Annotated in this window: 10 protein-coding genes; 6 read left to right on the forward strand and 4 right to left on the reverse strand. The window is 65.8% G+C overall.

What is annotated here, in order from left to right:
• The 3 genes from HW130_RS31315 to HW130_RS31325 all read left to right on the forward strand — a co-directional run.
• The coding region (locus HW130_RS31315) for a DNA/RNA non-specific endonuclease (protein ID WP_177153146.1) at positions 1–6,094 on the forward strand (6,094 nt) is incomplete at its 5' end.
• A 115-nt stretch (positions 6,095–6,209) separates the two neighbouring features.
• Complete coding sequence (locus tag HW130_RS31320; protein ID WP_177153147.1) at positions 6,210–6,728, forward strand: SMI1/KNR4 family protein; 519 nt, start codon at positions 6,210–6,212, stop codon at positions 6,726–6,728.
• 78 nt (positions 6,729–6,806) lie between these two features.
• Positions 6,807–6,974, forward strand: coding sequence for a hypothetical protein (locus HW130_RS31325; protein ID WP_177153148.1), 168 nt, complete (start codon positions 6,807–6,809; stop codon positions 6,972–6,974).
• Positions 6,975–6,986: 12 nt separating this feature from the next.
• Here the strand turns inward: HW130_RS31325 and lepB are convergent, their stop codons facing one another.
• Positions 6,987–7,655, reverse strand: a complete 669-nt coding sequence (lepB, locus tag HW130_RS31330) for a signal peptidase I (RefSeq protein ID WP_177153149.1) — start codon at positions 7,653–7,655, stop codon at positions 6,987–6,989.
• 603 nt (positions 7,656–8,258) lie between these two features.
• On the opposite strand from lepB, the gene HW130_RS31335 reads away from it, so the two are divergent.
• The 3 genes from HW130_RS31335 to HW130_RS31345 all read left to right on the forward strand — a co-directional run bounded on the left by HW130_RS31335 (position 8,259) and on the right by HW130_RS31345 (position 9,705).
• Positions 8,259–8,555 (forward strand): hypothetical protein, encoded by a 297-nt coding sequence (locus HW130_RS31335; RefSeq protein ID WP_309140639.1) that lies wholly within the window; start codon positions 8,259–8,261, stop codon positions 8,553–8,555.
• A gap of 80 nt (positions 8,556–8,635) precedes the next feature.
• Positions 8,636–9,118, forward strand: a complete 483-nt coding sequence (locus HW130_RS31340; protein WP_177153150.1) for a hypothetical protein — start codon at positions 8,636–8,638, stop codon at positions 9,116–9,118.
• A gap of 65 nt (positions 9,119–9,183) precedes the next feature.
• Positions 9,184–9,705 carry an SMI1/KNR4 family protein gene (locus tag HW130_RS31345; RefSeq protein ID WP_309140640.1) on the forward strand — a complete coding sequence of 174 codons (522 nt, stop codon included), beginning with the start codon at positions 9,184–9,186 and terminating at the stop codon, positions 9,703–9,705.
• Between the two features lie 165 nt (positions 9,706–9,870).
• Here HW130_RS31345 and HW130_RS31350 read toward each other — a convergent pair whose 3' ends face one another.
• The 3 genes from HW130_RS31350 to HW130_RS31360 form a co-directional block, all read right to left on the reverse strand.
• Positions 9,871–10,302, reverse strand: coding sequence for a type II toxin-antitoxin system VapC family toxin (locus tag HW130_RS31350; protein ID WP_177153152.1), 432 nt, complete (start codon positions 10,300–10,302; stop codon positions 9,871–9,873).
• Positions 10,299–10,529, reverse strand: coding sequence for an antitoxin (locus HW130_RS31355; protein ID WP_177153153.1), 231 nt, complete (start codon positions 10,527–10,529; stop codon positions 10,299–10,301). Before HW130_RS31355 ends, HW130_RS31350 begins: the two co-directional genes overlap by 4 nt.
• Before the next feature lie 108 nt (positions 10,530–10,637).
• The coding region (locus HW130_RS31360; RefSeq protein ID WP_177153154.1) for a VCBS repeat-containing protein at positions 10,638–11,261 on the reverse strand (624 nt) is incomplete at its 5' end.

An 11,261-nucleotide genomic window follows, 5' to 3' on the forward strand; every position in this document is an offset into this window, starting at 1 on the left:
CGCCAACTCCACCACCGCGTGGACCACGCCCGGCGGTGACCACTCCTCGGTCGTCTCCGACTACGTGCCGGCGTTCAACACCGACCTCGGACGCCACTGGTGGGACGCCACATCCCTCACCCAGGGCTGGGTCAAGACGCCCACCAGCAACAAGGGCACCCTGATCAAGCTGAAGGACGAGTCGACGGGCCCGAAGGAACGCTCCATCTTCCTGTCCGCCGCCGCCCCCGACCCGCAGCTGCGGCCGCTGCTGCGCGTGATCTACGTCGACTCCACCACGGAGGACACGTACTACGCGCCCACGACCCCGGCGCGGATGACGCCGAACACCACGTACACGGTGGAGTTCACGGTCACCAACACCACCGCCACGGCGTGGGCCGCGGGTGAGCGCGAGCTGTCCTACACCTGGAAGCTGCCCGACGGCACGGACGTGACGACCGGCGGCAACCAGCTGGAGACCCCGATCCCGGCCCTGCTGCCGGGCAAGTCGGCCACGATCCAGGCCAAGGTCGCCACCCCGATCAACTCGGACTCGGGCAACAAGCGCAACGAGTACGTGCTGGGCTGGGACGTCCGCAAGATCGCCGACGGCACCTGGCTCTCCGCCGGCACCGGCGGCATTCCGTCGCTGAAGCAGAACGTCGCGGTGGAGGACCCGACCTCCAACAGCCTCGGCATGGAGAAGTTCTACAGCTACACCGGGAAGAACACCGGCGCCGGCTCGACCTTCATGAACAACCTGGCCTCGGGCAACAGCGTGTGGCAGTACAACGCGTTCACCAACCCGGGCCGCGGCCTGACCACGTTCGCCCGGTTCGCGTACAACTCGCAGGACACCTCCGACACGGTCGCCGGTCACGGCTGGTCGTTCCAGGCATCCGGCCCTATCAGGCTCGGCGCGCCGCTGGACTTCCACCCGAACCCCAACCCGACGGAGATCCGTCTCCCGGACGGAGACGGCACCACGCACGTCTTCCGCTGGGACGCGACCAACAGCGTGTGGAAGGCACCCGCGGGCGTCCACTACAAGGTCACGATGAAGTCGGGCCTGGACTGCAAGCCGACCAAGGACCCGGTCCCCGACGCCTGGACGCTCACCCGCCCGGACGGCACGCGGTTCCTGTTCGGATGCGACGGCTACATGACGTCGGCGATCGACAAGAACGGCAACACGCAGACGTACACCTACGAGGAGCGCAAGTCCAACAACAAGCCGACCAAGTTCCTCAAGTACATCACCGACCCGGCCGGCCGTCAGACGCTGACCGTCGACTACTGGACCAAGGGCCAGTCCGGCTACCAGTACGTCAATGACTCCGGCGTGCTGACCACCGACACGGGCAGCCTGAACAACTCCAAGATCTACGACCACGTGAAGTCCATGACGGACGTCTCGGGCCGGAAGATCGAGTTCTACTACACCACCAAGGGTCTGCTCGGGCAGTTCACCGATGGTGTCGGCTCGAGTCAGCCCAAGGTGTTCAAGTTCACCTACGACGCCACGCAGGGGAACAAGAACGTCAAGCTGGTCAAGGCCACCGACCCGCGCGGCAACGCGACGAACATGGCGTACTACGCGCCCCAGGCTGGGGACGACCCGAAGTACCACTGGTGGACCAAGACGGTCACCGACCGTCTCAGCGGGGTGACCGGGTTCACGTACGCGGCGAACGCGTCGAACACGAAGTTCACGGACACCAAGGTGACGGACGCGGAGTCGCACGTCACCTCCTATGTGACGGACGACTTCGGCCGTCCGGTGCAGACGACGAACGCCAGGTCCGAGACCACGAAGACGGCATGGGACGCGGACAACAACGTCACGTATCTGGAGGAGGCCAACGGCGCGAAGACCGCCTACTGCTACGACCAGAAGACCGGCTATCCGCTCTGGTCGCGGGACGCGGAGAACAACAAGTCCGGTGTTCCGGCGGCGTCCGAATGCGCTCCGGGCACGTACCCGGCCAACTCGCAGCAGTACAGCTACCAGACCCGTCTGGACGGCTACAGCGCCGACCTGTTCACCAAGACCTCTCCGGAGGGCCGCAAGTGGCAGTTCGGCTATGACACGTTCGGCAACCTGAAGACGGTCACCGACCCCAAGGGTGTCGCGACGTCGACGGCGGACGACTACACCACCAAGTACGAGTACGACGCGTACGGTCAGATGACCAAGGCGATCGACGCCAACGGCAACCCGACGACCAACAGCGACTTCGGTCCGACGGGTTACCCGGCGAAGATCACCGACGCGCTGGGCAAGGCGACGACCTTCGTCTACGACGTGCGCGGCCAGGTCCGCGAGGTCACCGACGCGCTGGGCAAGAAGACCACGCAGGAGTACGACGCGTTCGGGCGCCCGATGGTGAAGACGGTGCCGAAGGACCAGGCGGCGGGCGTCCTGATCACGATGCCGGCGCCGGAGTACGACGCCAACGACAACGTCACCAAGGCGACCGCCCCCAATGGTGCGGTGTCCACGGCGGTGTACGACGCGGCGGACCAGATCACCTCGGACACCGCGCCGAAGGACACGGCCACCTCCAGCGAGCGCAGGACGGTCTACACCTACGACAAGGTCGGCAACCTCAAGACGACGACCGAGCCGAAGGGCGTGCTGACCACGTCGGATCCGACCGACCACGTCACCACCAACACGTACGACGAGATCTACCAACTCGCCTCCGTGGTGAACTCCGCGCAGGACAAGATCTCCTACACCTACGACAACGTCGGCAACGTCACCCAGATCGTCGACCCGAAGAAGAACGCCACGGCGGACACGTCCGACTACCTGACCAAGACCGCCTATGACCTGAACCACCGGGTCGTCACGGTCACGAACGCGGCCGGCAAGTCGACCTCGACCACCTATGACAAGGACTCCCTGGTCATCCAGACCAAGGACGCCGAGGGCAACATCACGTACGTCGACTACGACGAGCGTGGCAAGAAGAAGGAGGTCCGGGTCCCTTACGAGGGCACCACGTTCCGCACGACCCGGTACGAGTACGACCAGGTCGGCAACACCACCAAGGTGATCAGCCCGCGGGGTACGGCCACGGCCACCGCGGACGACTTCACCCAGCGCACCGAGTACGACGCGCTGAACCGTCCGGTCAAGCAGTTCCTGCCGTACGACCCGAACGACGGCCGCTACAACAGCCCCAACGTCTACACGCAGACCGTGTTCGACGCGGTGGGCCGCGTTCAGAAGAGTTCGCTGCCGCCGTCGGAGGGCCAGACGGTCCGCAACGACACGGTCTTCGAGTACTTCGACAACGGCTGGACGAAGAAGTCCACCGACCCGTGGGACATCACCACCACCTTCGACTACACCGAACTGGGCCAGCAGAAGGCCCGTACGCTCACCTCGGCGGGCGGTTCCTCGGACCGCACCATGACGTGGTCGTACTACCCCGACGGCAAGCTGAAGTCCAAGGCGGACGACGGCGTGCCGGTGGGCAAGTCGGTGGTCCTGGTGGACAACTCCGACACCCAGCACACCTCCTTCACGGGTACGTGGACGAAGGGCGACATCGCCGGGCAGCAGGGCTACGACCACCGCACGCATGCGGCCGGCACGGGCACCGACGCCCACACGTGGACGCTGAACATCCCCAAGGACGGCACCTACACCGCGTATGTGAAGTTCCCCAAGGTGACCGGTGCCGCGACGACGGCGAAGTACACCCTGTCCCAGGGCACGACCACCCACCCCGCGGTGACCAGGGACCAGAACGCCGCCACCGGCACCTGGGTGTCGCTCGGCTCCTACAGCCTCCGGCAGGGCAATGACGCCAAGCTGAAGCTGGAGCAGAACAGCGCAGGCGTCGTCGTCGCCGACGGCGTCAAGCTCGTCCGGGACACCACCGGCGAGACGGACAGCGAGAAGAAGTCCTTCGCCTACGCCTACGACGTCAACGGGAACCTGACCTCGATCGACGACACCTCCTCCGGTGCGAAGATCGACGCCTACACGATCGCCTACACGGGCCTCAACGAGGTCCAGAAGGTGACGGAGGCGCTCGCAGGCCAGGAGAAGAAGTCGACGTCGTACGTGTACGACGCCAATGGCAAGCCGGAGACGATCACTCACCCCGACCAGTTCTCCAAGTACACCTACGACCTGCGTGATCTGGTCAAGACGGTCTCGGTGGGCAAGAGCCCGACGGACGCCTCGCCGAAGGTGACGTCCTACACGTACACCGACCGGGGCCTGAAGCTCCAGGAGACCAAGAACAACAAGAACACGGTCGACTACACCTACTACCTCAACGGTGCGGTCAAGACGACCACCGAGAAGAAGCCGAACGGCACCCTCGTCTCCTCGCACACCTACGCCTACGACCCCAACGGGAACAAGGCGCAGGATGTCGCGAAGAAGATGAACGCCGACAACAACGCGGCCTACCTCGAGTCGACCACGGACTACACCTACAACCCGGTGAACCGGCTCACCAAGTCGGTCAAGACCGGCAACGGCGCGGGCACCGACACATACGTCTACGACGACAACGCCAACGTCATCAGCCAGACGGTCAAGAACGTCGCCACCACCTACGAGTACGACCGCAACCGGCTGCTCTCGGCGACCGTGGGCGGCGCGACGGCGACCTACAACTACGACCCGTTCGGTCGTCAGGAGTCCGTCACCGGCGGCGGCAAGGTCATTGAACGCTCGGTGTACGACGGCTTCGACCATGTCGTCGAGTCCCAGAAGCTGGACGACGCCGGCGCGCTGAAGACGACGAAGTACACCTTCGACCCGCTGGACCGCACGGCGTCCAAGTCGGCCGACGGCAAGACGACCGACTTCACCTACCTCGGCCTGTCGACCGAGGTGCTGGGTGAGGAAGTCGCGGGCGAGCTCACCAAGTCGTACCAGTACAGCCCATGGGGCGAGCGGCTGTCCCAGGTCACGCACAAGACCGACGGCACCAGCGAGGACAGCTACTACGGCTACAACTCGCACACCGACGTCGAAACACTGACCGACAAGGACGGCAACTCCAAGGCCACTTACGGCTACACGGCCTACGGCTCGGACGACGAATCCGAGTTCACCGGTATCGACAAGCCCGACGCCGGCGACCCGACGAAGGAGGCGTACAACCCCTACCGCTACAACTCCAAGCGGTGGGACGGCCACGCGGGTACCTATGACATGGGCTTCCGGGACTACGACCCCGGACTCAACCGGTTCACCAGCCGGGACATGTACAACGGTGCCCTCGCGGACATGGGCCTCGGCTCGGATCCCTACACCGGGAACCGGTATGCCTTCACCGGTGGCAACCCGACGACCTTCGTGGAGATGGACGGGCACTGCTTCGGGTGGGATGCCTGCGAGGACTTCTTCGGTGACGCCGGAGACTTCCTCGCCGGCGGCGCGAAGAAGGCGAAGGGCGGCTGGCTCACCGTCGCCGACACGTTCCTCACCGGCATCGGGTGGTACAACGAAACGGCCCCCAACGGTTACACGTCCGAGCACACGGGCGACTACAGCAAGGGCCGGCTCACCACTCCCGAGGACGACTGGAACTGGGTGGGGGCGGATACGCTGTACCCCTTCACCGAGGCCAACTGCACCGATGACCAGAGTGCGACGTACTACCAGCCCCTCGACAAGTACGACAGGGCACAGGGGATCCGGGCCTGCCTCAACAAGGGCGACTTCAGCTGGATCAACGACAAGGGCCAGACGATGGGCAACTCCGACTCCATGATCGCGGGATCGCCGGTTCCGCGTCCCATGAGGGACTACCCGGAGACCATCACGCCCGGCATGAAGGCCGGTATGAACCGCGGTCACCTCTTGGCCAACGCGCTGGGCGGCAGCGGTACCGACCGTCGGAACCTGGTTTCCTTGTACGGCACGCCCAACAGGTCTCAGATGAAGAAGGTGGAGAACCAGGTTGCGAAGATGGTGGAGGCAGGGGACACGGTCTACTACGAAGTGACCGCCAACTACACCGGCCGAAATGGCGCTCCCGATTCCCTGACCATCAAGTGGATCAACATGGACACCGGAGAAGTGCCACTCGATCCCATCACGATCTGGAATACGCCTTCAGGACTCCAGCCCTGAGTTAAGTAGCCGGATCGCCGAAGATACACTGGGTGTGGGTGGATATCGCCGGTCGCCGGTGATGTTCACCCACACCCTTTTCCTCCCGAAAGGTTGCCGTATGTGGGTGCAGCGTGTGATCGAACTGACCGGTTGGGAGCCGTTGGGGCTTTCCGTCGACTGGGCAGCGGTTGAAGGGGAGCTGCAGTGCCCGCTGCCGGCGGACTACAAGGAGCTCTTCGAGGCCTTCGGCGGCGGCGTGTTCGCCGAATCCGTCTATTTCCTCGCGCGCGACGAGGGGATCTCCTTCGACTTCCTCACGCAGTGGCGAGCGGAGCTTTCGACCGATCAGGACAGCAGCCTCGGCAGTGTTTCCGCCATGGATCCGTACACGGTGTACGCGCCGGGAAGCAAGGGCCTCGTCACCTGGGGCTCCACGGAATGGGGCGACCAGTACTGCTGGCTGATCGACGCCCGGCGGCCCGGTGAGTACCCCATTCTCGCGCGAGTCGAAGACAACGATTGGCGCCGGTACGAAATGTCCACGTCGGAATTCCTCTACCGGGTGCTCGCGGATGCCGATTTTCAACCTTTCGGGATCGCGCAGTACGACCTCGGCACGACGTTCGAGCCCGGCTCCGGCGACGACACCTGATGTGCTGACGCCGACGTCGGGCGGATCACGGCGTTCGCCGCGACCGACGCTCCCGTCACGGCGTGGACCGGCCCGGACATGACGGTGCGGGCTCTGGTGGACACGGCGGTGATCGCATCGGTCGTCGGCGCCCTCGTGATCCCGCCGCGGACCGCGATGCGGCGTCGCGACCCGGCCCGGAAGAAGGGCTGTACGGTGCCGCCGGCGGTTCTGCTGGCCTTGGTGACCGGGCCCTGGTCCACGTAAACGATGAGCCCGCTACGCCACTGGCCACGGTGGCACGGCCTCGACCGGTGGCCGGTCGCGGCGCCCGGCCACGTACGCCCCGATCCCCAGGCCGGTCCCGACCAGGGCCATCACGATTCCGAGGATTCCCAACGCCGCCGACACCACCGGCGCGGTGGAATCGTTCTGCACGCGCCCGCGCACTCCGGATGCCGCGACGCTGCCCGACTGCTCGTCGAGGAAGAAACGCGAGTCGTTCGAGTTCGCCCGGTGGTCGCCCAGCAGGAACAGCCGGCCGTCGGGCACCGTCACGTCGTACTCTCCGGCCCCCGGGTTCACTTCGCCGCGCATCACATACGGTTCGTCTACCGGCTTCCCGTTCACCGTGATCCGGCCCCCGTCGCAGCACACCACATGATCGCCGCCGACCCCGATGACCCGCTGGAGGACCGGTCCGCTCCGATACCGGTCGGGCACGTCGACGAGCACGACGTCGCCCCTGCGTATCCCGCCCGCGTCCGTCCGCTCGATGAGCAGCCGCTCGCCCGTACGGTAGGTGGGCGCCATCGCCTCGCTCATGACGGTGGCGCCTTCGTAGCTCGTCCCTGTGTACCCGATGCCCCCCAGCATCAGGACCAGTCCGAGTGGTACCAGCACCCAGGCCGCGGCTCTCAGGCCGCTTCCTGCTCTCCGCTGTCGCATGAACGCCCTTTCCTCGAGCCCCCCGACGACCGGGCGGGCCAGCAGAGGTTAACTGCCTCCGGGTGTGACGGCTTCGGCCGGCCCGGCGCAGTAGCGGATGGGCCGACCGGTCATCGGGCGGACAGGACCCGCCAGAGGCCGACGCCGAGGGGTTTCGTCACGCGGTGGCGGGCGACTTGGGAGTTCGACAGTCCGGCCTGGACTCTCCACGAGCTGACGTTCAGCGAATGGTTTGCCGGCTTGTCTCAAGGGGCGGGACGTGACGTTGTGCTCTCGCAATCGCGCGCCTGACGGCCCGTTCTATGAACCCCTGCCCTGACAATGGACGCTGTGGTCTCCTGCCCTGGTGACAGGGGACACCCAAGTGCCGGTCACGACGTGACTGAGCTCGAGAGCCTCGAGTCGAACGGAACGGCAGTCGGCCAAGTCGACGCAGTCGGGGTTCGGTTCACTTGCGGGGCATCAGGCGACTCCTCGTGCGTTCGTGGTGCCCGGCAGGTGGACCTCAAGCAACTCTTGGATGTGAGCGTCGTGGTGATCCGGACAGGGAGCGGTCCCGCTGCGGGGGGAACGGCGAGGAAGCCACGGCCCAGGGCGCCGGGCGTGAGAGCCGGCCTGTGGCTGCGCGGCGCGTGCGCATCAGGTCTGTACGCCGTGGCGCTGTTCATGTTGGCCCTCGCCCTTCCCGCCGTAGGCGTCGAGACGACCCCGACGAGCGATCGGGACACGGCCGCCGGCGCCTTCTTCTGTCTGGTCCTGTCAGCGGTGTTTCTCGCCGCCACGGCCGTGGTGGCCCGCAGGTGGCGCAGCACCTGGGTGCTGTGTGTCGTGCACCTGGGGCTCATGGTGATCGTCTGGACGCAGGTGCCGAGCCCGTTCGTCCCGCCGCACGTTCCGTGAACGGCGGGACCCAGGACGGCATTGTCCGTGCTCGTCTCTAGGATCGCGCCGGGCTCACAGGTCACCGGGAGGGGCGCGAGATGGGTGCCAGTCATTGGGAGTACGTCACTGCATACCGAGGCAGTGCCGAGGAGTCGTTGGAGGTTCTGCACCGGCAGGTCTTCGAGGAGCTGTACGGCGACGACGACACGTACCAGAGCCTCGAGGAGCTGTGGGAGGACGAGGAGTTCATGGGTGAGGAAGGGACCCACTCGATCCTCGACATCCAGCGCGTCGTCCACTCCACCACCGCCCCGTCGCCCAGCAACGTCGAGGACTACGGGACGCTGCGTCCGATGGCGCACGACCGCGTCGTGCACCACTTCGGCACCGATCGGCCCACGCCCGGGCGGTTCGGGGAACTGCTCGCCCATGCCCGTACGGTCAGCAGATTCCGGCCCGACCCGGAGGAGACGTTGATGGACGAGTGCCGCATGCGGTGGACCGGCGTGTACGTCGTCCTGTACGCCGCTGACGAGCCGGAGCCGACCCACCTGGGGATCTTCGGCTACTCGGGCGACTAACTTTCTTCTGTACTACGGTCAACTCCAAGACAGGCATCGGCTCGACGTGCCAGAAGGACATAGTGGTGGAACCGCTTCCAGAGATCACAGCCCTGTTGGGCGAGCCCCGGTTCAACTGGTCGGACCTGGCGCCATGGATCCAGCTGGAGCGGGAACTCGGTGTCGAATTCCCTGCGGACTTCCGTAAGATCGTGGACGCCTACGGTTCGATCGAGATCAACGGACAGTTGTATCTGAATCATCCTGCCGGCCATCTTCTGCACGATCTGGGAACGATGATCAGGATGGATCTCGAGCTCTGGCGTGAGGAGGACATGGCGGAGTTCCTGCCCAGTCCGGTAGGAGCGAAGCCCGGGGAACTGATGCCGGTGGCGACGGCCACGACGGGGGAAGCAATATTCCTTCGCGTTCCCGATGATCCCTCGTCTCCCTGGCGCGTTGTTGTCCAGGAGTTCGACAGTCCGGCCTGGACTCTCTACGAGATGACGTTCAGCGAATGGTTGCTGGCTTATCTCAAGGGTGAGGACGTGACGGTGTGTTCTCGCAACCTCGCGCCTGACCGCCCGTTCTGGGAATTCCTGCCCTAAACCGGTCAGGGCCGGGGCGTGGGGAGAACCTTGGAGTCGCGGACGGGGGCGATGTCAGCGGCGCGTGGCAGACCTCGACGCAGTTGCCGCGGTCTTCGTTTCAATGGAGCACGCGCGACCACGTCGGCGCAGCGCAGCTTGAGAGCGGGTTCCCGGTCGGGTGGTTCAGCCGCTCCTGGCAGGGGACAGCGTCTTCTCGTTGAACACCTCGACCGCGCACTTGGCCTGCTTCGCCCGCGCGCCGTCCTTGATCCGCCCGTCGCTGGTCACGAGCGGTACGTCGAACCCTTCGGCCAGAGCGACGTAAGTGGCGTCGTAAGCGGACAGGTTGGTGAAGAGCTCTCGCACACGGGGGAGCAAGGGCACATGCTCAAGACGTCGGATCGGCAGGTCGTCGAACGCGGCAAGTGCGTCTTCCAGCTCCCGATCCGTCAGCTTGCCGCCGCGATGACGTCCCAGCAGTGCCGACGTCACCTCGATGTCGACCAGGTAGGGAGCGAGCAGCCGCTCGCCTTGGACACGGTCGCGCAGCGCCTCTCCCACGGGGCCGGCGTCGGCAAGCAGCATCACCAGCGCCCCGGCGTCGATGGCGATCACTCGTGACGCCTTCCGCGGTCGATGTCCTGGAGCACCTCGTCTGTGGAAAGGCGTGCCGTAGCCCGTGCCCGGATGCGGGCCACCACGTCCTCGATCGCGGGGGTGGCCGCCTCCTGTTCGAGAAGGGATCGGGCGTATGCCTGCAGCGACTGGTGATTGCGTGCGGCCCGTATCTTCAGCTCGGTGAGGACTTCCTCTGGCAGGTCGCGTACGTAGAGAGTGGCCATGCAACAAAACTAGTCGCAGTGCTTGCATTCTGCAAGCGCGCGCGCTCGTGGAAAGGGCCTCCGCCCGGAAGCGGAGGCCCTTTCCCTGGATCAGAAGGAGCCGTTGGATCAGAAGAAGCCGTTCAGGTTCCACCAGTCGGTGGCCGTCTCCACGCGCCAGGCCAGCGCGCCGGTGCCGCGGCCCGGGTACACGAGCTGGCAGCCGACGCCACGGCACCCTTCGCCGACATAGGTGCTCTTGGTGGTGGTGACGAGGTCGCCGTAGCCGTCGCCGGTGACATCGCCCAGCCCCAGGAGCGTGTCCATGACGTTCCAGCCACCGTTGCCGATCAGCACGCGGGACCCGAGAGCTCCGGTCCTGCCCGGGTACAGGTACAGGTTCCCGGTGGAGGCCTGGCGTGCGATCAGGTCGGCACGGCCGTCACCGTTCATGTCGCCCGCCCCGACCAGGGCGTTCATGCTGTTCCAGCCGCTGGTGCCGATGAGCTTGCGCGCACCGAGGGTGCCGGCGCCGGTGCCGGGGTACAGCCACAGCTTGCCCGTGGACTTCTCGACGGCCAGCACGTCCGAGCGGCCGTCGCCGGAGAGGTCTCCGTAGGCGACGATCCGGCTCATGGCGTTCCAGCCGCCGTTGCCCATGAGCTTGCGCGCACCGAGGCTGCCGGTCCCGGTGCCGGGGTACAGCCACAGCTTCCCGGTGGACGCCTCGCGGGCGATCACGTCCTCGCGGCC

It is taken from the genome of Streptomyces sp. PKU-EA00015 (assembly GCF_013387495.1).
Classification (GTDB): Bacteria; Actinomycetota; Actinomycetes; order Streptomycetales; family Streptomycetaceae; genus Streptomyces.

What these genes read in the sequence shown, in the direction of transcription:
- HW130_RS31325 (WP_177153148.1), top strand. Translation starts at nt 6,807, where the DNA reads ATGACGGTGCGGGCTCTGGTGGACACGGCGGTGATCGCATCGGTCGTC.
- lepB (WP_177153149.1), bottom strand. Translation starts at nt 7,655, where the DNA reads ATGCGACAGCGGAGAGCAGGAAGCGGCCTGAGAGCCGCGGCCTGGGTG.
- HW130_RS31340 (WP_177153150.1), top strand. Translation starts at nt 8,636, where the DNA reads ATGGGTGCCAGTCATTGGGAGTACGTCACTGCATACCGAGGCAGTGCC.
- HW130_RS31355 (WP_177153153.1), bottom strand. Translation starts at nt 10,529, where the DNA reads ATGGCCACTCTCTACGTACGCGACCTGCCAGAGGAAGTCCTCACCGAG.